Here is a 22,372-nt window from a genome sequence, read left to right on the forward strand (position 1 = left end):
GCAAAAACTACAGATTATTTTGAGGAGATAAATATAATAAGAAGGTTCCACAATTTATAGTAAAAGGATATTTTTTTAAGAAGGGCGACATACAATACAAATCTCTTATGAGATCACATGTTGTTCAGGTTTTGTCGAAACCTATAATAGATTTATGAATACACCAGACTGAAATTCTTCTTCATCTTCTTCATTTAAATAAGATGTGAATCTTTGCACATAGTTAAATCGAAAAGAATTTTTCACTTATTTATTACCAGGTAATGCAAAGGCGACATATGCGTCTCCCGACTTTGTTTTCAATTTACCGCCACCACAAGCAATTACCAGGTATTGTTTCCCGTCAACGTTATACACTGCCGGAGTTGCGAAGCCAGAGGCGGGAAGGTTCGCTTCCCATAGTAGTTGGCCCGTTCTTTTGTTGAAAGCCCGTATTTTACTGTCGCTTGTCGCTGCTATAAACAACAGTCCGCCGGCTGTAACAACTGGTCCTCCATAATTTTCGGTGCCTGAATGTATTCCGCGGGCTTTTAATTCCGGGTAGTCTCCTAAGGTATCTTTCCAAACAACCTTCGTTGTATTTAGGTCGATGGCCGTTAATGTTCCCCACGGCGGCTTCACAGCTGGATAACCTTCTTTTGTAAGAAATTTATTATACCCTGTATTAGTATAAGGAAGTTGCAGGTACGGATCTTTTGTTTCAGGCGGGGGAATAAATTTTTTATGCTGAATATTTTTCATGTCAAGAATAAATGATGCGATTGCATTTTTTTCTTCACCTGATAAAGTATTCAAAGCAGGCATCATTTTACGCCCGTTAGAAATAAGCTCATTGAAAGTAGCTGTATTATATTTTTTATTTACATCAACCAGGGATGGATAATTTCCGCCACCTTTCCTTTCGGGCCCATGACAAGCAACGCAATGTTGCATGTATAAGCGCTGCCCCGCCTGTAAATAAGTTTCGTTATTTTTTTTATCATTCTTTACATCAATCATCGTTAGTATCCACGGCATTTCGTTGGCATTCACATATAATATGCCTGCAGAAGGATCAAAAGCGGGACCTCCCCATTCGCCGCCGCCATCAAAGCCAGGAAATATAACTGTGCCCTCCTTTGATGGAGAATTGAACATGTTCCGGGTTTTGTAAGATGCTAGTTTTTTTTTAAGATCATCATATGAAGAATCAGGGACAAGGTTATTTAAATCATCCTCATTTAGAACCTGCCTGGCAAATGGTTTTGGTGATGTCGGAATCGGTTGCGTAGGCGAGAGTTTTTCACCTATAAGTTCTGATTCAGTCGGGACAGGTTTTTCTTCAACCGGATAAATAGGTGTGCCCGTTTCGCGGTCAAATAAAAAAATAAATCCTGATTTGGTTGTTTGAATAACGGCATCGATTTTCTTTCCATCTTTCATAATGGAAGCTAATACCGGAATGGTTGGAAGATCTCTGTCCCAGACATCATGATGCACTGTTTGAAAATGCCAGATACGTTTACCGGTTGCAGCATCCAATGCCAAAACACAATTCGCAAAAAGATCATCACCCAATCTCTTCCCACCATAAAAGTCGGCTGCTACTGAACCTGTTGGAACAAAAATAATTCCTCTTTGCTCGTCAACACTCATTCCGGCCCAGTTATTGGCTGAGCCAAGATGCTGCCATGCATTTTTATCGTCGTAAGAATCATATCCAAATTCGCCGGGCTGCGGTATTGTGTGAAAGATCCATTCCTGTTTGCCGGTGATTACATTGTAAGCCCTTAAGTGCCCGGGCGCAGCAGTTGCATCCTCAGCAACCCGCGTACCCAAAATCAACAAATCTTTGTATATAACCCCTGGCGTATTCGAAGTTATATAACGGTCTTTAACGTCACGGCCAAGGCCATCATGCAAATCAATTCGCCCATTGTTCCCGAATGTATTTATAGCCTTTCCAGTAGCAGCGTTTACGCAAATGAGGTAGGGACCTGCCGTATAGAAAATTCTTTTATCATTTTTACCATCGGCCCAATAAGTAACACCACGGCCCGTATTGGTAAATTGCATTGATAACATTTTCTGTACATTCGTATCATCCGGTATATAAGTTTTGGGATCAAAAACCCATAATTGTTTACCCGTTGCTGCATCAACTGCAAACATTTTCATTTTTGGAGTAAGTGCATAAAGAATACCATCAATAACAATAGGATTGCATTGAATTTGTGAATGAGATATCGTATCGGCATCACCGGTATGATAGGTCCATGCAACCGTGAGTTGGCTTACGTTATTGGTGTCAACTTCAGTTAACGAGGAATAGTGCATCGCATCCTTTGTTCCACCGTAGACTTCCCAGTTTTTATAAGATTCTTTAACGGGTGCTTTACAAGACGCAGCAACAATTACAACCAGGGAAAAAGTTAGTGAGTTAAAGATTTGTATCCGCATATTCTTCAGAATTCTAAATATTTAATAATAATTTTTGGCGCTACTCATCGAATTGAAGATAATTGGCGCTACTCATCGAATTGAAGATAAAGTAATAACTGCAAAAATTCCGGCAAAGAAATTGTTTAAAGAAACTACGTCGAGATTTAATCACAAGTCTCCTTAGAGAAGTCAATAATCTTTTATCAACAATTAAAACTTTAAGTATGACAACAAACGACATAGCTAACCAGTTAGTTGCAATTTGCCGTACAGGTGATTTTGAAAAAGCACAGAAAGAACTATTTTCAAACGATGCCGTTAGTATAGAACCTCACGCAACTCCCGATTTTGATAAAGAAACAAAAGGGCTGCATGCCATATTTGAAAAAGGCAAAAAATTTGCTGCTATGGTGGATAAGACCCATACCGTTACAATTTCTGATCCTTTAATTGCATCAAACTCGTTCGCATGCTTATTGAATATGGATGTAACAATGAAAGGACAGGGGCGTATGGCTATGAAAGAACTTTGCGTTTACGAAGTAAATAATGGAAAAATAGTTTCAGAACGTTTCTTTATGTAGGAAAAGTAACAATTTACCGGGGAACCCATGACCCGGATCACCTGTCCATTATGTTATATAAAAATGGCAATTCTCCCGGTGGGAAAGAATTGCCACAATTGAAGAATCGGTTTCGACGATTAACTGAATCTTTTTTTAACATCATTAACGGCACCTTCAATATCGTCCTTAAAACCTGCCGCTTTGCTTTTGTACTCAGAAGCCTTGTCCGCTAAGTCCTTTTTATATTTTTTTGCCTTTTTCATCAGTTTCTTGCGGGTTTGAGCGCCTTCATCAGGTGCCATTAAAAGGCCAGCAAGGGCGCCTAAAGCGATACCTGAAAGGAATAAAATGGTGGCGTTTTTGAATTTCATATTGTATATATTTTTTTATTTGAAAAGATACACATTCATCTTTCAAAAACATTGCCAGTAATTTAAATACCGCCCCGATTATCTTAATTATAACGTTACAAATGACTACAGCGCTAAATTATTGAACAGGTTTTTGGAAATATTATCTTTTAAAATTTGATTCGAGGCATATTAGTCAATTACTTTTTTACGTTATGAAGTTGGTCAAATCAACCTGTTTTGAAAAAAATTATACTCTTTTTTGTTTTTTTTGCCGGCGTGAAATATGGGTTAACACAACCACCCAACGATAATTTTAGTGATACTGTAAAATTAATACCTCAAAAGGAAAATATCATCACGGCCGGGACGATCGTCAAATCCGAGAATATTGGGGCAAAAATAAATACTCAATACGATGAGTTAAGGCCAACTATATCGGCAGACGGCAATTTGCTGTTTTTTATCAGGCAAAACGATCCGCACAACACGCAGGTAAATGTTGTTCCCAATTCGCAGGATATATGGTTTTCAGAAAGAGATAGTTCGGGTAACTGGAGTAAAGCAGTTCATCTCGGACGCCCTTTAAATACATCAGAATACAATGCAGTTTTTTGGATCTCGCCTGATAACAACCGAATTCTCATCCGCAACGCATACATTGATGGAGATTATTTCGGTGACGGCGTAAGCATGTGTTATCTCACCAAATATGGAAACTGGAGCAAGCCGCAAATGCTCCAGATAAAAAATTATGAAAAGTATAACCGGGGTAATCAATACGGGGCAACGATGGCTAGTGATGGACAAACCTTATTGCTGTACATGTCAGAGAAAGACGGGAGTTTTAACAATGATATTTATGTTTGTTTTCAACAAAAAGATGGCACATGGAGCGAGCCGAAAAGCCTTGGTAAAAAAATAAATCTTGCGAAGTACAATGAAATGACACCTTACCTGGCATCGGATGGGGTTACCCTGTATTTCAGCAGTGACCGACCGGGCGGTTTAGGTGATAATGACATTTGGACCAGTAAACGATTGGATAACTCATGGCAGAAATGGAGTGACCCGGTGAACCTGGGAGCTCCTATTAATACTCCCGATTGGGATGCATTTTTTACACTGGATGCCGGCGGAGAATATGCCTATATGACGACAGACCAGGACAGCTATGGCGCAAGCGACATCGTGCGTATTAAGTTATTAGAAAAAGAAAAACCCAACCCCGTTGTATTAGTAAGTGGCAATGTTTATGATTCAAAAACAAAGCTTCCGTTGAGTGCTTCTCTTGTATACGAGACATTGCCTGATGGGGAAGAAGCCGGGAACGGAATTTCAAACCCCTCGGATGGTTCATTTAAGATTGTACTGCCTTATGATAAGAATTATAGCATAAGAGCAACGGCAGACCATTATTTTGCTATATCAGAAAATTTAAATCTTGACTCTTTGATTAAGGCCGGGTATAAAGAGATACACAAAGATCTCTACCTGGTTCCTATAGAAGTAGGGAGCGTAGTGCGTTTAAATAATGTATTTTTTGATTTTGATAAGTGGGAGCTTCGGCCGGAATCGTATATTGAGTTAAACAGGGTTGTAAAATTGCTCAACGAAAATCCTTCTATTGAAATTGAAATGAGCGCCCATACAGACAGCCGCGGTTCTGATGAATACAATTTTAAGTTAAGTGATAACAGGGCAAAATCTGTTATGGAATATATTATTTCAAAAGGAATCGATCCCTCCAGGATTACTTCTCACGGTTATGGTGAAACGAAACCCGTTGCAACCAATGACACGGATGAAGGAAGACAGTTAAACAGGAGAGTAGAGTTCAAAATAATGAAAAATTAATTTTTCTACCGCCTGCCAAAAAGATTACTGAGGTTAGTTGTAAATTTAATTCCGCCAAAATAATAGACATCTTTTATTGAAGGGTTGCCCCTGACATCGGCAATGGAGAGAGGAGTTGACTGCCTGTATGAAAGTTCCGCAGCCGTTGGGCCTTTTTCAGCCGCGAGGATACCGAGGTCTACATAATTTTTACTAACATCATCAAGATAATCTGTAAAGGTAAAACGGTAACCACCTTCTATACTCATGTCCCATTTTTCGTTTAGCGGTATTTTCCAACCTATGCCTACGGGAAGGCAAACTTGTATAAGCGAATATTTTTTCCTGCCGGGGTATTCCTTCAGTCCTTCGCCTTCGGTGCTTAATGGGTGCAGATAGGTCTTTTTATTATTATTATCGTAAGTAAAAGGATTAAAATAAAATACACCGACTCCGCCAAAAATATAAGGGTAGGAGGTATAACTTTCAGGGTCAAATAAATTAATTTCAGTGATAAGATTCAATTCTACTATATCACTTTTGAAATTAAGATTGCGATTCTTCAGGAGAGGATCAGTATTATTTTTATCATCCGCACCAATTCTACCGTAAGCCAGGCCTATGCGAAAGTTTATGAAATCTCCAGAGTTATATTTTAAATTCAAGTTGACAGCCGGCCGTAACGCTTTAATCGGAATTCTTTGCTGAGTGAGGTCCCCATTGTATCCGGAAACGCCCGCCATTATTTCCGCCTGCCACTCCTGGGCTTTACAACAGGTGACAGATAGAGCCAAAAGAAAAGATAAGAAAATCTTCATGTGGTTGCATTATTGGTAAGTAAATTAAGTTCTCATCTGACGATTAATCCACGCTAACAAGAATAGTTCAGAATTAAAATTAATATTTTTCCTATAAGTATATCAATTTCAGGTGAAAAGGAAAACATGCAGCATTTAACTTCGTCGAATTTTAGTCACCTTGATTAGTGACCTAACAATACTAATATGTTACCTGTTGAAATAGACCTTTATTTAAAACCAGGGTGTAAAATATTTATCTACAACTAATACTATATTGATTAAAGTGGTAATAATACGAATACATACTATAGTTGATTTACCTTATGCGACAGTAATTATAATATCTTCAAAAATAAGTACAACTCCTGTTGTTAAGTGTATCTGTTACACTTATCTTTGTTTTAGAAGTTGATTGATGTTCAACAAACATTAATCAGAAATCCAAATCCATTGACAAGACTATTCCCAATCCAGGAAAAACCAAAAACAGATCCGATATCAGTCAACTTCTTTTTTTTAAATTCCAATACCTGTAAATACCTAATTATCCCAATGAAAACCGGCCTCTTGCCAGGCACACTCGATTTATCCTGAAAGACCAAAGGAACCCCAGGAATAAATTATTTAAAGGCTTCCGCTTAATCCGCGGAAGTTTTTTTATGTACGATTATTGAGTTAAGAATTAAATAAACATCCGCTCATCCATATCATTTCCATTTTCTGTAAACAATACCTCAATTTTGTAAAAGGATTTGAGTTGCGTCCCAGGATTCAATAATTAATTAAAGAGCCATCATGAGATTATTTTTGATAAGCTTGATGTCATTGTTTTTTTACTGTCATCTTTTTGCTCAGAACAGTCCAGAGGCAAATGTGGGATCAGATGAAAATTTAAAAGAGCTTACGCACAATATTTTTGAATACCCCGGTTTTGTTGAAGGAATCATTATTTTAAAAGACAGCTCGAAATATGTTGCCAAACTTAACTATAACCGCATACTTGGGAAATTTTTAGTTATCGATCGAATAGGCAATACCAGGCCATTTGCTAATCCGGACAACATTGATAAAATAATAGTGAAGGCCGATACCTTTTATTATTCAAAAAACAGTTTCATGCAAAAGGTTACTCATTTTGCCAACGTAAATTTGTATGTGAAGCAAACAATAAGTTATATTGAAAAACAGAAGGGTGATAATGGTATAGCGCCGGTAATAATTACGAATGGTTCAAAATCGTCATATAGTTTTGAAGAGCCTAAATCGGAAAATGTTTCTATCGAAAAGAATTCTTTATTTAGATTCATAAATGAATATTTTATAGCCGATAAATCCATGATTTTCTATGCAGCGGAAAAAAAGAATTTGTATGATCAGTACCCCATGTATAAAGAGAAATTAAAATCGTTTATGCGGGAACATACTGTAAACTTCAATAATGTGGGTCAAATGGAAAAATTACTTCAATTTATAAATGAATTGTAAGTGGTTTCGCCAATTACTTTATCTCAACTTTCCAGTTTCACTTTTACTGCACCAGGCCCTTTTGGCCCCATTTCAATTTCAAAAGTTACTTTGCTGTTTTCCTTTATTTGGTTAAGTAATCCATTAGCATGAACAAAAATACTTTCCTGTGTTTGCAAATCTTTTATAAATCCATAGCCTTTCGATTCATTAAAAAAGGTAACCTTGCCTCTTCTAATTAAATCGGCAGGATCAGGAGCTATATGTTTTGGAACGCCAATTTGAATATCTTCCAATTTAATTTTTTTCATTTTACCGGGATCTGGCGGCGTGGACGAAAGATTGCCGTTTTCATCAATATATGCAAGCATATCATTGAAACTCTTGCCTTCTTTTGCATTTTCCTTTCTTTCCTGCTTCTTTTCCAGTTTGTCTTGCCTACTCTTTTGCTTTTTCTTTTCTCTCTCTTTTTTATTCCAGGTTTCTTGCGATTTACTCATAACTCTTTTGCCTTTTAATATTTTAATTTTAAACTTCTAATAGCAATGAAGGTACAATATTTCCCAGGCATATTATTGCAAACAATTTTTACTCATACGAAATAGACGTCATAGCAAAATATTCCCCATTTAAATAGGCGAAACGATTATTATAATTTCGCTATGCAATTGACAGTATAAGTTATGTACTTTTACAAAAAATAATTTATGAAACTATTTGTAGCAGGCTTGCCATATGATCTCGATGATGCTGAACTGGAAGAGATTTTTGAAAAATTTGGCAAAGTTGCTACTGCCAGGGTTGCGATGGACAGAGAAACCGGAAAAAGTAAGGGTTTTGGATTTGTAGAAATGCCCAATGATTCGGACGCTAAAAATGCGATAGAAAATTTAAAGGATATCTCTCTTGGCAAAAAACCTCTAATAGTAAAACAGGCCGAAGAAAAACCACCATCCAAGCCAGGAAAGAGATGGTAAATTAAATATATTTATACGCCAGCCGCGTTCAATTCACAATCGCATTTGCAGGAAAAATTTATTCTTTTCTAAGAATAAAATAAATGTAATTATTTTGCTGTACCGATTGTTTGTAGAATTACAAAAAATACTGTGTTCATTTACAGTTTGAATTTACGATTGCTTAACATTAATTGTTTGATATGAAATCAAAAACAAAAGTTGTTTCCCCCGGCAACGTGAAAGTCCATGCGTTAAAGATTAAAAAAATGTCAAAGCGCATGACTACCAAAAAAACCTGGAAAAATCTTGATGTAGATCGCGTTGTAAAGCTCCAACTCAATAGTATAAATTACGCATCCGCAAAACCTGCTGCTCTTCAGATTATTGCTGAAGGAAAAAATGACACAAAAGCAGGACATAAAATCTTATTTACAGGTTCAATAAAAGGCAAAAAGCTTGCGGCGAAATTAATAGCTAAGCAAAACTCACTTGATATGCATAGGGTAGATGTTCCCCGCATAGTTTCTAATTATATTGGCGAAACGGAAAAAAATCTTAACAAGTTCTTTCAAACAGCGGCCGAAAAAAACTGGATACTTTTTTTTGATGAAGCTGATGCTTTATTCGGAAAGAGAACAAGTGTACACGATTCGCATGACAAATATGCCAACCAAGGCACCTCGTACCTGATTGAGAAAATCAACCAATATCCCGGGTTGATAATTTTAAGCTCAAGCAATGATGATGATTCTGGTACCGAATATCCCATCCATCTTGACTCGGTAATTCTTTTTAAAAAGCCTTCTTAATTGCAGATACTATTAAAATTGCATTCATGCATCCGGTAGAAATTCCAAAGCTACTCACCTCCGTCACCGCTGTTCCTACTGCTGTTCCTGCGTTTATAGGGTATACTCAAAAAGCATGGAAAGATAGCCCCGGTGACCTGAATTTCATCCCAACATATATCAATTCGCTGCTGGAATATGAACAATATTTTGGTACCATGGATGATGAACTTATCACTATTCATATCTCTGACCAGTTCAATAAGACCGGTAAAGTAATAAACCTTACTTCTCGTGACATCAACGTTCAGGTTCATCCCTCAAAGAACATTATGTATTATCAAATGCAATTATTTTTTGCGAATGGAGGATACGAATGTTACATAATATCGTTAGGAACACCGAAAGCAAGCATAAGTAAAAGGGCGTTAAAAAAGGGATTAGATTCAATTGACAACTTTAGCGGGCCGACGCTAATTATTTTTCCTGAAGGAGCTAACCTGACAAAGGCGGAAGACTTATATAACTTATTTAATGAAGCCTTGACCCAGGCATATAAGTTAAAAGATCGGTTTGTTATAATGGATATTAGTAAGAATTTACCCGCTGGTCAAAATGAGATAGACTTTTTTAGGGAAAATATAACGGGGGGAACAGCGACCGCCGGGTTAAAATATGGAGCGGCATATTACCCATGGCTAATTACAAGTATGCTTTATCGTTATATTGATAGTTCAGTAACAATAGTTCACAAAACAATTACAAAGAAGACGGGAAGGAATGACGTAAAAGGTAATGGTGAATTCAACAAGCTAACCTTAAACGAAATTTTGGTAAAAAATATCCTTGTTTATACGCAGTTAAAAACGGAGTTGGCGAAGTATACAGTAATTATGCCTCCATCGGCGGCTATGGCAGGAATTTATGCAGCGATTGATTCCAGTAAAGGAGTGTGGAAGGCGCCGTGTGCAAGTTTAACGAATATTAATGCTCCTTCTGTTTCGATTAACGATATTGACCAGGAGTCTCTAAATGTAGACGTGAAATCCGGTATATCTATAAATGCTATCAGGGAATTTAGCGGAAAAGGAACGCTGGCCTGGGGATCGAGAACCTTGGCCGGGAATGATAACGAATGGCGATACATTTCAGTATGCAGATTTTTTATGATGATAGAGAATTCGATAAAAATTACCCTGAAGAATTTTGGATCTGAACCAAATGATATTAAGACGTGGATAACTATAAAATCGATAATTAATAACTTTTTGATTTTAAAGTGGCGACAGGGAGCCTTACAAGGGATAAAGCCGGAAGAAGCTTTTTTTGTGCACGTCGGAATTGGTGAAACTATGACGCCACAAGATATTCTTAATGGCAGAATGATTGTAGAAATCGGTATGGCACCGGTACGCCCGGCTGAATTTATTATCTTAAATGTCATTCAACAAATGACAATAAACTGATATTAGCCAGGATGGACCTTATAAACAATTGCAAGTAATATGCATTATGAACGATAAGTTGGAAGTATGGCAACGTGGGCCATTAGAAAATTTTCCAGTCATCTTACAACCGGTTGCTCATGCGTTGTTGCAGGCACGGGAGGAAGTAAATAAAGTGATGCAAGACTTCCCTGAAGATCTTTTGTGGAAAAGACCCGCTAACGTTGCTTCCCCGGGATTTCATTTACAACATCTTACCGGAGTGCTCGATCGTCTTTTTACTTATGCAAGAAAACAACAACTAACTCCGGCCCAACTACATTCGCTTTCTATTGAAGGAAAAGAGAAAGAAACGTCTTCTTCGGTAACAGAAATGGTTGAGTTATTAAATAAGCAGGTCGAGCTTTCTATCAATGAATTAAAAAATGTGGACAATGACACGTTAACGGAAGCAAGAACAGTTGGAAGAAAATTAATCTCCACAACCTTAATCGGTTTATATGTTCACGCCGCAGAACATACCATGCGACATTTAGGTCAATTATTGGTGACTGTGAAAATAATAAAAGACCTTAGTAATTAATGTACCTTATTTACTTTGGAAGAATCGTTGTTCAATTCATGCAGTTCTTTAATTGATTTTTTTAATACGGGATGTATGAAGCCGGGCGCTATTTCCATGAGCGGCGTTAGTACGAAGTTTCTTAAGTGTAATCTTGGATGAGGAACTTCAAGGTCAGTCTCATCAATGATTTCCTCACCGTAAAAAAGCATATCAATATCAATAGATCGTGGTGCAAACTGATTATCTTTATTCCTATTCCTTCCCATCATTTTTTCGATCGACAAAATACTTTCTAAAACACCGGCAGCGGTTTGTTTCGTCTCAACTTCAACTACTTGATTTAAAAAGTCATCCTGGTTTTTATTGCCCCAAGGTTCTGTCTTGTACAAAGAAGATTGTTTAATAATGGGTCCTATCAATCCACTGATTTTTTCAATTGCTATATTAAAATTCTCCGAAACATTGCCTACGTTTCCACCCAATGCTATAAATACTTTTTCCATGTCGAACTGTAAAATACGCTTAAAAATGATGCAGGTAAAAGTATCAAGATATGAAGATGAGATTAAAACTTTTTTTGCAGTCGTGATCATTTCATCTCTTATCCCGATTCTTCAGAGAAATAAAATTTAAAATGATCCCCAACAATAGAATAGTTGGTAGATATTTTTGGAAATATTATACGATGACAAAAAAAATAAAGGCAGGGAGATATATTTACAAGATAAGTTTTGCCCCTTAAAAGCATTGACCTTCCAGATAGCACTAATTTTTGTTCATAAGGGGCCAACTGTTAGATAATAATTTCCCAAAGAAGACATTTTTATCCCCGCTCCTTAAAAAGTTTGATCAAAAATAACGCCTGACGGCACCTGCAATTATCTCACCATTTCTCCAGGCCAAGAAGCTTTTTTCCGAGCGCCGATAATTCTGCTGTAGCATATTTCGTTTGTTCCCAATTTCGGGGATCTCCGGGGAATGCATATCCTTCAGGCGCTTTTCTTTCCTTCCATGAGGTAATTCTCCATTGACGTAATTCTTTATTATCTTCTTCTGCCGGCATCATGGATATATATTGAGCTATCCGAACTTTGTCCTTAGTCATGTTAGGTCTTATTCCGTGTGGTTCCAGGCTATTAAATATCAGCAAATCTCCTGCATTCATCTTAACCTTTACAATTTCAAAACCCGTTACATCAGGCTTGAAATGATCGCGATCTGCCGGTTGCGTTAACTTCCATTTTTCATAGGTTCTGAACAATTCTGGCACACATTGAAAACCTCCCATATTTTCATCATCCTGGTCGGCAAGTGCTAAGACTCCCTGCACATTTTGTGGCTTGGTTTCAGGATCGTAATCCCAATGAATAAACCCCTTTTGTTCATATCCTTCACGCACAGGCAGATTTAAATTTGCCCTGTCAATGGTGACCCACAACTTTTCTGTTCCCCAGATATCTGCAAACGCGTCATGAACTTTTGGATACTGACGGTTATCCCATAGGAGTTGATGATTATAAACCTCCACCATCCCTGTGTTTGTAAGCTCCTTCATTTTCATTTCTGCGCGTGGAGGGGCATACCATGTTGATGGGTTATTCGGGTCCTTTTCTTCAAATTCCCATAAGAAATCGGCCAGCCGTTTAACCTGTTCTTTTGGAACTGCATTTTTTACAACGATGTAACCGTTATTAATCCAGAATTGCCAGTCATCTTCGCTTAACACCTTTAGTGGTTGACCCTTTGATCTGTCACTTAAATTGATTTTACTGCTTTTAGCTGTGGATGGATTTCCAGGAATGTCCTTATGAGCATTCATCGAAGGAGCCATTGTGGGAGCCATTGTCTTTTGTTCCATAAAATTAGTTTGAACATGATTAGATATGGCAAAGTTGATTAATGATAAAGAGATAATTAATGCCTGTAATGATTATTTTTTGCTCGCTATTGACACTTTTCAACAGATTTATCTGGAAATTGTAACTTAACTGGAAAATTGGGCGAGTGAAAATTAAAAAAGAAATTGTAGTTACTAATCCTGGCCAATCATTTAAATTATTTACACCCCGTTTAAAGAACTATTTTTTCTGGCACTATCACCCGGAATATGAGCTCGTGTACGTAGAAGCAACTACGGGTATCCGTCATGTTGGGCAACACGTTTCCAGTTTTATGGGAAGTGACCTGGTACTCATCGGATCAAACATTCCGCATTTGAATTTTGATTACGGGTTAAAAACTGAATATCATCAAATAGTTGTTCAATTAAAAGAAAACTTCCTTGCGGATGCATTTTATGAGACACCGGAATTAAAAGAAATCCGGCAACTTTTTGATCAGGCAACCCTTGGATTATCTTTTTATGGCAATACCAAAGCAATTGTCGCAAAAAAATTGCATAAGATGCATCAATTTAATTACTTTGACCAACTGTTATGCCTACTCGAAATACTACAAACACTTGCAACATCAAAAGAAATAATTGAATTAAATGACAAGGATACCAGTATAAAATTATTTCTTAATGATAAAATACGCATGGGAGCAATTTACAAATATATACATGCCAATTATAATGAATGCCCTGATGTGAATACCGTAGCTGCCAGCGTACATTTAAGTACTTCCGCCTTTTGTCGTTACTTCAAAAAACAGACAAAAATGACGTTTACTGAATTCGTAAATCAATATAGAATAACCCAGGCCAAAACCTTGTTGCTACAGGATAAAAATATTTCAGAAGTTTGTTACGAAGTTGGTTTTGAAAGTCTCTCGTATTTTAATAAACTATTTAAAAAAATGACTGGAGAAAATCCATCCGTGTTTAAAAGAAATATACTTAATCTTAAAAAAAATTAACTCCATTCTATCTTCAACATTAAATTGCAATTAAGAATTTAATTTGGCTGAATGGACGACTTCTCATTTTACGAGGAAAAATAAAATTCTGATTAAAAATAAAATGAAAACAAACACAACAAGATTTTCCGATAGGGTAGACGATTATGTTAAATACCGGCCAGGCTATCCGAAACAAATTATCACCATACTCTCCCATAAAATTGGATTAAATCAAAATTCTGTGGTTGCCGATATAGGTTCAGGAACAGGTATTTCAAGCAATCTTTTTCTAACGAATGGTAATAAGGTTTTTGGCGTTGAGCCTAATAAAGAAATGAGAGAGGCAGCGGAATTAATTTTTTCAACCAATTCAAATTTCATTAGTGTGAATGGTACTGCTGAAAAAACAAATTTGAAAGAACTCAGTGTTGATATTATTTTCAGTGCACAGGCATTTCATTGGTTCAGGTCAATTGAATCAAAGAAAGAATTCAATCGGATACTGAGGCCCCATGGCCACATTATATTGGTCTGGAATGTGAGAAAAGAGAATGATGGATTTCAAAAAAATTACGAAATGATCTTAAAGTCGATACCAGGATACAATGATGTAACACACAGAAATATTACGGATAAGGAAATCCAAGATTTTTTTGCACCTAAACCAATGCAAAAATTAAGTTTGCCAAATTACCAGGTGTTTAATCTTGATGGATTGAAAGGAAGATTAAAATCAGCATCTTATTGCCCAAAAGAGGGGAGCGAAAATGAAAGAATTATGCGGCAAATTGAACTCTTATTTTATAAATTTGAAAAAGAAGGTGTTATAAAATTTGAGTACGAAACAAATGTATTCTGGAATTGATAATCGTTTTTGGAGTTTATCAACAAAAAAAATTATATCCGATATACAATAAACTTATAGATTAATAGTTATATATCCGTGTTATAGTTGTAGTTAATTTTCGCCACTCTGAAAGGAGTGGCTTTTTTTTGCTTTCACGGTTGGCGCTCCCCGGTGAAAACTCCTTTTGATCAGTCTTGAAAATAGAAAAGGCAATCACAATAAGCAGATAGCCTCTTCTATTAAAATCCTGGTATCGGTTATTTTACAATCTTGATATTCTTTGTTTCTGAAGTGTTCTTTAAATTAAGCAAATAAACACCGCTTGAATATTTTGACATGTCTATTGAATTTATTCCATTTTGAAAAGTAGCGGAATAAACCAATTTGCCACCACTACTGTATAAACGTGCAATGGTTAATCCATTTGGCGAGCCGGGAATATTAACGGTCAATATGCCGTGAACAGGATTTGGATAGATTAGGACACCACTGCTGTTACAGGTACTGTTGAGGGAGATAACCTTGCTGTAGGCAACTTTTCCATCTGCATCTGTCATTTTCAATCGGTAATAATTATTTCCATTTTTGGCATTCAAATCCTGGTAAAAGAACTTCTGATTCGTTCCCTCGGTTTTGCCGCCAATTACGGTAACAGTCTGAAATTGCAAGCCATCAGTGCTGGTTTGGACTTCATAATCTTTGAAATTAGATTGCGCTTGAGCCACCCAATTCAAATTGACGAGACAATTTTTTACATCACCCGTAAACGACGAAAGATTTACCGGTAAAACTCCCGGACAATTTCCTGCGTCAAGATCAACACCTGCCAGCTGTGGAGTACTTAGATCAAATGTATAGGATGAATCATCACCGTTACTAATTCCCTGCCAATTTATTATGGCGAGAGCATAGTAATGCCCACTTGTAGTGGTAGCCGTTACTCCGAATAACCCTGGCCCTGACGGTTGGTTTGGATGATCAATTATATCGCATGCTAATTGGATCCAGGTTGAAGCATCGACGGGGCAATCAACTGATGATGGAGCCGCAGTTCCTTCATCGAAAATAACATAATTTAATGCCAGGTCAGTCCCGCTTGTGGGTGCAAATGTTTGGGTAAAATCACCGCCGGAAGGTGAAAAGAAAAATTCCCAGAAGATCTGTTTTAAAGCAAAGCCATTGTAACAACCCAAATCGGAAACGATAACTGAATCAGATATGGCGCCATCTGTAGCTATTCCTGTATGTTGTCTCGCACATCCAAGCGATATACATCTTTGTGAAAATACTTGTGCGGATAAAAACGTAAGGAGAAGTAGGAGGTAAATTTTTTTCATGATGCATTTGAAGTTTGATTAATGGAGTGGTAATTATAATCACAAGCTGCTTTTAATGTTAACACCAAATTGTGTGCCCGAGCTATATGATAAAAAAAGCCCAAAATACTGGCCAAAATCCTGTGTTTTTTTAGTTAAAGAATTCCCATGAGATTACTATGTATTTTTCACTTCTAAGAAAAACACAAGGCCGCGGAAAACAAATCAACGCGGGCTGCTTCTCAATTGCTTCTTTAATCGATCAGGCCGGGCCATAGGCAACGTAACCTCTCGGTGGCGCCCAAAATTCCGAGACGCCAAGACCGTCTGTCCATTTTTCTTCAGGAATATCCGCGTTGTCCTTTCCACACCATGCCAAGGGAATGAACCTGGTACTTGCCCATTGAGTCGTCACCAGGCGCCCATTCCAGCGTGCTGTATTATTCAACACAAATACTAATCCTTTTTGGCTATCACTTCCGCGACGCTGCATTATATAAAGATCGTCGTCGCAATAAAGAATATCAGTAATTCCTCCGGCATAGTGTTCATGCACCGTTATCAAAGCGGCAATACCATTTTTAGTTCCCTCCTGCGCCATGTTCCAGTTAAAATAATCCTGCCAGAACACACAAGGATACCCCTCATGAGTTAGGATGTAAGAATATGCCATCATCTTATCATTAGCGATCGGGTTTGTACGAACGATGTCATGATTCTCCACGAAAGTTACCGCCCACATGTCGAGACTATCGGTTAGCAAAGTTCCCCTTTGGGTTAAAGTTGTCAAACTGAATCCATAAGTATCGCAAAGATCTTTTAAACGTGCACGAAGAGGGAAATCGAAAGCTGTAACCGGGTTCGTGGAAAAAGAATTTGTTTCTTTCAGCCATTGAGTAATAAACACGTCCGAATCCCAATATTCTCCAACTCCAAAAGGCGAGAATGTTGTGGAACCATTTTTATTGTACAATCTTTCCAATATTGCTGTAATAATCCATGTGCCGTAGCCTTTTACAAAATCGTATCTAAGACCATCAAATCCGATGTCTTCAATAAGCCATCTTGCATACTCCATCAATTCGGAATATACATAGGGATTGCGATGACAAAGATCAGGCATGCCTTCAAAACATTCATCATCTAACCTTTCAAAATATGAAGGATGATAACAGGTCCAATCACGGTTGAAACGCTTACTTCCAGGATTATATTTTGTCCATCGTGATACACCGTCTATGGGATTTATTTCCTGCTCATCGGCGCCATTTGTATGATTTAAAACCATATCGGCATAGACTTGCATATTATTTAAGTGGGCCTCTCTTATAAGTTCCTGTAATTGCAACTTCGTACCAAACCATGTCGGAACAGAATCTTTCTGATCAATTTCTCCGAGATCATAATAGTCGTAAGGATCATAACCCATTGACATACCTCCAAAATTGGCGGCCTTGCATGCAGGCGGAAGCCAAAGTGCAGTAAATCCGACCTCACTAAGAGATTTTAATTTCTCTTTCAAAAAGTTCCACCATTCGAATTGCTGATTTTCCAGTTTCGGGCAATCCCAGTAAAAAGCCTGCATGATTACGCCCATAAGAATTGTATTATTGGAGGTGATAGTTTACACCTTAAAGGTAAATGGTTTTTCGAAATGGTTACCAAAGTTGCAATCCGGCGGTAATAAATAAAAGACTAACTATAAACAATAGACGCAGTTGTCCGGGTATCTACCATAGTGATTTTCTAAAACTCAATCATTGCAGTCTTCAGTTTATGACTTTTCTTAATCCAGCCAGGCCCGTCTTGGCTTTTAGAGTTAAACCGGAACACACGGGGAGAATTGATTTTAAGAAAACTGCCGTTAGTTTTAGTTGCGATAATTGTTCTGAAAACGGAATTTTTAACCAGGATCAAGTAAGTGCTTTTGACATTGCAAAAGCACATCTTCCCTATCATATCTTCGATATTATTTTGTATCCTTAGGAGCGTTTTGGATGCTGATTTTCTTACAGACTGTTTTGCCTGGTATTTACTTTATTAACTTACCGGCAACAATGGCGGTTTCAACCCATTACAGTAATTTCCGAAAATTGAACGTAGACATACTATCATTTTTCTCGTAAAAAAATCTTTGTTTTTATGGTAGGTTTACTTTTGAATTCATATTTATCTTTTTTAGTTTTAAATCAAGACCTGACAATAACATTTTCTAATGTTCTTTACCCCTGAGAAATTAATGTATTATCCCCGGGGTTGAAATTCACTAATTTAATAATTACGGATACTTGCTGCTTTCCTGGTAACAATGCCTGTAAAAAATTGATTTCTATGAATCTCCTTACGTCTACCCCCAAACGTGAGACAATAGCAAGAGTCCAATTCCTGCCTGCTGTTTCCATCATTGTGCCGTTTGCACCTGTTATAACACCAAAGAAAACCCTGGAATGCAGGTTAAAAAACATAATGGGCAAAGTAGAAGCAATTTTGACTGCTGGTTATACTGTGGAAAAAGCTTTACCCGTAATTATTAAATTAAGGAATGTTATTGCCGGCCTTAACTACAATACTCATAAAAAAAGTGTTGCAATTTTTGCATCTCCTATAACAGAAAATGTATATTATTTAGAGGCAGAGATGGAAGAAAAGATAGTGATTGATCCAGCCTTCAAAATTAGCGAGCTTGTTTTTTACAAAAAGGAAAAGCAGGAATACCTCATTTTCTTATTAAGCGATAATTATTCTAAAATGTTTTTGGGTGATGGAACTCGCATAAAATTGATCAAGTCAAATACTCTGGCCGAAACCCAATTCAATGAAAATAACCGTGCAAATGCTAAATCTTACTTTTCTAATACAACAAAAGAAAATGTTTGTATTAAGGAAAAGTTTTTATTACAAATGGATACTGGTCTTTCTATCATTCTGAGATCATATCCACTGCCGGTATTTGTAATAGGCGACGAGAAAGTATTCAAAGACTTTAAGGCGATTACAGTTAATGACGAAAACTTAGTGGAGTTCATTCATGGCATGTGCCTCGAATCCCCGGAAAGCGAAATGGATGAATTTATAAAATATATTCTTTCATTCTGGAACAGACTAAAACAAAAGCATTTAATAAACCAAATCGAAAAGGCCGGGAGACAAAATAAACTCAGAACGGGCATTTCAGAAATATCCAGCGCATCAATCCGATCAAATGGAAAGCTATTGGTTGTTGAAAAGCAAATGCTTCGAAACCTTCATGCATCAAAAGTCAATAGTGTGCATATAGAAACCAGTTCAGTGCTTAACGAAGTTTTCTTTGTTAGAGATGAAGCGGATGATATAATAAAGAATCTTCTTGAAAATGGAACGAATATCGAGCTAATTGATGATGGACAATTAGAAAAATACGGAAATGTGGCTTTAATTGAGAGTGGAAATATTAATAATAAGTTAACCTGGCCTTAGAAAATTACCATTAATAAAATCGAGAGTTTTGTTCTTGGTTTGCATGCTAAAATTTCTTAAATTACCAATATCATAATCAATTAATAACCACCCTTAAATCCAATTGTTATGTTAAGTTCAATTTTGCCCTACCAAAAAGAGTCCACTTATCCAGGTGAATACATTCCCATCCAGGTTAAATTTGATGCTCTCGCAGCAGAACTTTCCAAACCACATGAGGGAGCTAAAACTCCGGCGTATAATATTAGTGAAACAGACGAATATTATAAAATTGAATTGGCAGCACCTGGGTTGCAGAGAGAAGATTTATTTGTAAGCATAACCGAGAGCGGATATTTGTCAATATCGGCGCTGCATAAAGAGCCGGACATAGTTGAACACGAAACCTACCAGAAACATACATTTAATTACGAATGTTTCAATCGTGAGCTATTACTGCCCGACAACATCGACACGGATTTTATTAAAGCGGAATATCGAAAAGGGATATTGTCTTTCTGGTTTTTAAAAACCGAAAAACGATATCAGAAAACTGCTTCAACTGTTGTGGTTTATTAATAGTAAGATTTTATAACCGTTATTTCTCCTGTTGAATTGTAATTTATTAAAATTGCTCATCAACTGAAATTATAACATCAGAATATTTTTTATATTCAATGATTGCATTGCAGTTTATAGCACTTCATTACCTGGCATAAAAAATGACATTCAATTCCGTTACATTTTACGATTGATAAACTATCAATGTTCAATAATAAATTGCCGCCAGGCGATGCGGAAAAGTGAAAGATGCCGTTTAAAAAAACTATTAGTACTTTTAGTTCTATAGTAAGCGATTTATGAGAAAACTAATTCCCCTTATAATATTCTCTTTTTTGTGCTGCATTTCGTCTGCGCAGAAGCACCAAATAATTCCCATTATTTTCGATACAGATATTGCACCCGACTATGATGATGTTGGTGCTATGGTGCTCCTCCACGCATTTGCTGACATGGGCGAAGCTAAAATTCTTGCAACCATTTCCTCTAACGCTTTTGCAACAACAGTGCCAACGCTTAGCGTATTAAATACTTATTTCAACCGGCCGGGTATTCCAATTGGGATTACTAAAACAACTTTACCAAATAAAAATTGCTCCCAGCATTGGGCACAGGCTATTATCGCGAAGTATCCACATGCCCTGAAATTAAACGATGAAGCAATGGATGCGATTAAGTTGTACAGGCAAATACTTTCATCTCAGCCCGATACGAGTGTGACAATTGTAAGCGTCGGATTCTTTACTAATTTGGCTGGGCTACTTAATTCGCAATCTGATGAGTATTCGAGGTTAGATGGCCTTTCGCTTGTAAAGGCAAAGGTAAAAAAGTTAGTTTCTATGGCTGCAAGGATTGATAAAGATGGGAAAAGTGGCTATGAATTTAATGTGATGGTCGATGCGAGGGCATCGCAAAAAGTTTTTAGCGACTGGCCAACACCAATGATTATAAGTGGTTTTGAAATTGGTCAAAAAATATTGACAGGGATTCGTCTCATAAATAATAAATCGATACAAAATAGCCCTGTAAAAGATGCTTTTCAAATTGCATTAAACTACGATAGTAACAAAGTCGGTCGAAATAGTTGGGATGAAACTGCAGTATTGGTCGCAGTGCGTGGCATTGAACCCTGGTTTAGTTTTCGAAAATTAAATTTTGAAATTAAAGACGACGGACAGGATATTTTAATACCTGGTGATAAATTTACTTACCTCGTATTTAAACAAACACCACAGGAAATAGGAGAAATGATTGAAAAATTAATGATGCATCAGCCTGCAAGGAACAATGCAATTAAATAATTCTCAGAAAGGGATTATTACTCTTTGCCTCCCTTAGTCACAAAATTATCTAATTCGTTTCTGCTAGCTTTATATCTTAAAAGAGTATCTAAGTCACTAAAGTTTTCAGGATCGGTTATGCAGGGGTAAACTGCTTTTGCAAGTTTAAGACGATTACCTTCTTCTGTTAACAGTTTAATCAATTTCTTTGCCTGCGCAGTCGAGAAGTTATCTTCCGCATTTAGAAATTCATTATTCAGGGTTTTCATTTTTTGCCCGGGCCGCCACTGGTTTCGAACAGATTCATACAATTCGTTGAATTGATCATCTTTCATCGGTTGTTTTGTATTATCATCTTTACGTTCATTGTCAAATCCTGGACCCGACTTACCAATGCGAATCTCACTCTTCAATTTACCTTGTGAATTCTTGTTGGAATTTATGGTGTTTTGATCTTTCTCATTATTATAGACGATAGCGGTATCGAGCCGTTTACTGCTACGTCTTCCATGTCCATCGAAACTGCCTGTTCTGGAAATACTGGAATCATCTTCTTCAATACTTGCAGGCGTGAATGCCTTTTGTTTATAGGTTTTCTCAAAATCATCATTATCGGTTGGGCCACTTTTGATGCCCGAAGTATTATCATCAACCGAACTAATACTTTTATCTGCCGCATTAACATCTCCTTTAATTTTGTTACCGCCACCTGACTCTTTAACGCTACTTCTTAATTTCTCATTCACTTGCACATGGCCGTTGCTTTTTACAGCAATCTTCGTATCTAATCCTTCCTTAACCGTAAAAGTTGAAGAATATATTGGTAAATTACCAGCTCTCTCTTCGTTCGAACCAACTTTAATGCTATAGACCTTTATGCTGTGTTTGCCGGGCAGGA

23 protein-coding genes are annotated in these 22,372 nt (G+C 37.1%); 14 read left to right on the forward strand and 9 right to left on the reverse strand.

Annotated elements, in window-relative coordinates; genetic code table 11:
• Positions 1-246: 246 nt before the first annotated feature.
• Complete coding sequence (locus ACO1O5_RS19500; RefSeq protein WP_486273244.1) at positions 247-2,439, reverse strand: outer membrane protein assembly factor BamB family protein; 2,193 nt, start codon at positions 2,437-2,439, stop codon at positions 247-249.
• A 34-nt stretch (positions 2,440-2,473) separates the two neighbouring features.
• Between ACO1O5_RS19500 and ACO1O5_RS19505 the strand changes: the two genes are divergently transcribed.
• Both ACO1O5_RS19505 and ACO1O5_RS19510 read left to right on the forward strand, forming a co-directional pair.
• Complete coding sequence (locus ACO1O5_RS19505) at positions 2,474-2,605, forward strand: hypothetical protein (RefSeq protein ID WP_486273246.1); 132 nt, start codon at positions 2,474-2,476, stop codon at positions 2,603-2,605.
• Positions 2,606-2,645: 40 nt separating this feature from the next.
• Complete coding sequence (locus ACO1O5_RS19510) at positions 2,646-3,005, forward strand: SnoaL-like domain-containing protein (protein ID WP_486273247.1); 360 nt, start codon at positions 2,646-2,648, stop codon at positions 3,003-3,005.
• A gap of 119 nt (positions 3,006-3,124) precedes the next feature.
• On the opposite strand, the gene ACO1O5_RS19515 is transcribed toward ACO1O5_RS19510, so the two are convergent.
• A complete protein-coding gene (locus ACO1O5_RS19515; RefSeq protein WP_486273249.1) occupies positions 3,125-3,358 on the reverse strand; it encodes a YtxH domain-containing protein in 234 nt (77 codons plus the stop codon).
• A gap of 219 nt (positions 3,359-3,577) precedes the next feature.
• On the opposite strand from ACO1O5_RS19515, the gene ACO1O5_RS19520 reads away from it, so the two are divergent.
• The gene (locus ACO1O5_RS19520; protein ID WP_486273251.1) at positions 3,578-5,194 is read left to right on the forward strand and encodes an OmpA family protein; all 1,617 of its coding nucleotides are present in this window, start codon (positions 3,578-3,580) and stop codon (positions 5,192-5,194) included.
• A gap of 5 nt (positions 5,195-5,199) precedes the next feature.
• Here ACO1O5_RS19520 and ACO1O5_RS19525 read toward each other — a convergent pair whose 3' ends face one another.
• Positions 5,200-5,991 carry a DUF6089 family protein gene (locus ACO1O5_RS19525; protein WP_486273253.1) on the reverse strand — a complete coding sequence of 264 codons (792 nt, stop codon included), beginning with the start codon at positions 5,989-5,991 and terminating at the stop codon, positions 5,200-5,202.
• Positions 5,992-6,768: 777 nt separating this feature from the next.
• On the opposite strand from ACO1O5_RS19525, the gene ACO1O5_RS19530 reads away from it, so the two are divergent.
• Complete coding sequence (locus ACO1O5_RS19530) at positions 6,769-7,458, forward strand: hypothetical protein (RefSeq protein ID WP_486273255.1); 690 nt, start codon at positions 6,769-6,771, stop codon at positions 7,456-7,458.
• A 23-nt stretch (positions 7,459-7,481) separates the two neighbouring features.
• Here the strand turns inward: ACO1O5_RS19530 and ACO1O5_RS19535 are convergent, their stop codons facing one another.
• Complete coding sequence (locus ACO1O5_RS19535) at positions 7,482-7,937, reverse strand: cold-shock protein (protein ID WP_486273257.1); 456 nt, start codon at positions 7,935-7,937, stop codon at positions 7,482-7,484.
• A 207-nt stretch (positions 7,938-8,144) separates the two neighbouring features.
• Here ACO1O5_RS19535 and ACO1O5_RS19540 point away from each other — a divergent pair, with 207 nt between their 5' ends.
• The 4 genes from ACO1O5_RS19540 (at position 8,145) to ACO1O5_RS19555 (ending at position 11,212) form a co-directional block, all read left to right on the forward strand.
• Complete coding sequence (locus ACO1O5_RS19540; protein WP_486273259.1) at positions 8,145-8,414, forward strand: RNA recognition motif domain-containing protein; 270 nt, start codon at positions 8,145-8,147, stop codon at positions 8,412-8,414.
• A gap of 182 nt (positions 8,415-8,596) precedes the next feature.
• Entirely contained in the window at positions 8,597-9,205 is a 609-nt protein-coding gene (locus ACO1O5_RS19545) for an AAA family ATPase (protein WP_486273261.1), read from the forward strand.
• A gap of 26 nt (positions 9,206-9,231) precedes the next feature.
• Complete coding sequence (locus ACO1O5_RS19550; RefSeq protein ID WP_486273263.1) at positions 9,232-10,650, forward strand: phage tail sheath family protein; 1,419 nt, start codon at positions 9,232-9,234, stop codon at positions 10,648-10,650.
• 46 nt (positions 10,651-10,696) lie between these two features.
• Positions 10,697-11,212 carry a DinB family protein gene (locus ACO1O5_RS19555; RefSeq protein ID WP_486273265.1) on the forward strand — a complete coding sequence of 172 codons (516 nt, stop codon included), beginning with the start codon at positions 10,697-10,699 and terminating at the stop codon, positions 11,210-11,212.
• Here ACO1O5_RS19555 and folK read toward each other — a convergent pair.
• Positions 11,209-11,697 carry a 2-amino-4-hydroxy-6-hydroxymethyldihydropteridine diphosphokinase gene (gene folK, locus ACO1O5_RS19560; RefSeq protein ID WP_486273267.1) on the reverse strand — a complete coding sequence of 163 codons (489 nt, stop codon included), beginning with the start codon at positions 11,695-11,697 and terminating at the stop codon, positions 11,209-11,211. The two genes, ACO1O5_RS19555 and folK, sit on opposite strands and share 4 nt — an antisense overlap.
• A gap of 380 nt (positions 11,698-12,077) precedes the next feature.
• Entirely contained in the window at positions 12,078-13,052 is a 975-nt protein-coding gene (locus ACO1O5_RS19565; protein WP_486273269.1) for a phytanoyl-CoA dioxygenase family protein, read from the reverse strand.
• A gap of 146 nt (positions 13,053-13,198) precedes the next feature.
• Here ACO1O5_RS19565 and ACO1O5_RS19570 point away from each other — a divergent pair, with 146 nt between their 5' ends.
• Together ACO1O5_RS19570 and ACO1O5_RS19575 are read left to right on the forward strand one after the other, a co-directional pair.
• Positions 13,199-14,053 carry an AraC family transcriptional regulator gene (locus ACO1O5_RS19570; protein ID WP_486273271.1) on the forward strand — a complete coding sequence of 285 codons (855 nt, stop codon included), beginning with the start codon at positions 13,199-13,201 and terminating at the stop codon, positions 14,051-14,053.
• A 103-nt stretch (positions 14,054-14,156) separates the two neighbouring features.
• Positions 14,157-14,900 carry a class I SAM-dependent methyltransferase gene (locus ACO1O5_RS19575; protein WP_486273272.1) on the forward strand — a complete coding sequence of 248 codons (744 nt, stop codon included), beginning with the start codon at positions 14,157-14,159 and terminating at the stop codon, positions 14,898-14,900.
• A 239-nt stretch (positions 14,901-15,139) separates the two neighbouring features.
• Here ACO1O5_RS19575 and ACO1O5_RS19580 read toward each other — a convergent pair whose 3' ends face one another.
• Both ACO1O5_RS19580 and ACO1O5_RS19585 read right to left on the reverse strand, forming a co-directional pair.
• Positions 15,140-16,219, reverse strand: coding sequence for a T9SS type A sorting domain-containing protein (locus ACO1O5_RS19580; RefSeq protein ID WP_486273274.1), 1,080 nt, complete (start codon positions 16,217-16,219; stop codon positions 15,140-15,142).
• A gap of 241 nt (positions 16,220-16,460) precedes the next feature.
• Positions 16,461-17,795, reverse strand: coding sequence for an alpha-amylase family glycosyl hydrolase (locus ACO1O5_RS19585; protein WP_486273276.1), 1,335 nt, complete (start codon positions 17,793-17,795; stop codon positions 16,461-16,463).
• Between the two features lie 44 nt (positions 17,796-17,839).
• On the opposite strand from ACO1O5_RS19585, the gene ACO1O5_RS19590 reads away from it, so the two are divergent.
• The 4 genes from ACO1O5_RS19590 (at position 17,840) to ACO1O5_RS19605 (ending at position 21,495) form a co-directional block, all read left to right on the forward strand.
• Positions 17,840-18,184, forward strand: a complete 345-nt coding sequence (locus tag ACO1O5_RS19590; protein WP_486273278.1) for a hypothetical protein — start codon at positions 17,840-17,842, stop codon at positions 18,182-18,184.
• Positions 18,185-18,529: 345 nt separating this feature from the next.
• The gene (locus tag ACO1O5_RS19595) at positions 18,530-19,654 is read left to right on the forward strand and encodes a baeRF3 domain-containing protein (RefSeq protein WP_486273280.1); all 1,125 of its coding nucleotides are present in this window, start codon (positions 18,530-18,532) and stop codon (positions 19,652-19,654) included.
• Between the two features lie 108 nt (positions 19,655-19,762).
• The gene (locus tag ACO1O5_RS19600; protein WP_486273282.1) at positions 19,763-20,212 is read left to right on the forward strand and encodes an Hsp20/alpha crystallin family protein; all 450 of its coding nucleotides are present in this window, start codon (positions 19,763-19,765) and stop codon (positions 20,210-20,212) included.
• Between the two features lie 281 nt (positions 20,213-20,493).
• Positions 20,494-21,495: a nucleoside hydrolase gene (locus ACO1O5_RS19605; RefSeq protein ID WP_486273284.1), complete on the forward strand. Its 1,002-nt coding sequence runs from the start codon at positions 20,494-20,496 to the stop codon at positions 21,493-21,495.
• Positions 21,496-21,512: 17 nt separating this feature from the next.
• Here ACO1O5_RS19605 and ACO1O5_RS19610 read toward each other — a convergent pair.
• Positions 21,513-22,372: proline and serine-rich protein 1 family protein (locus ACO1O5_RS19610; protein WP_486273286.1), on the reverse strand; the 860-nt coding region annotated here is incomplete at its 5' end.

The sequence above is a fragment of the Ginsengibacter sp. genome (assembly GCF_057362405.1).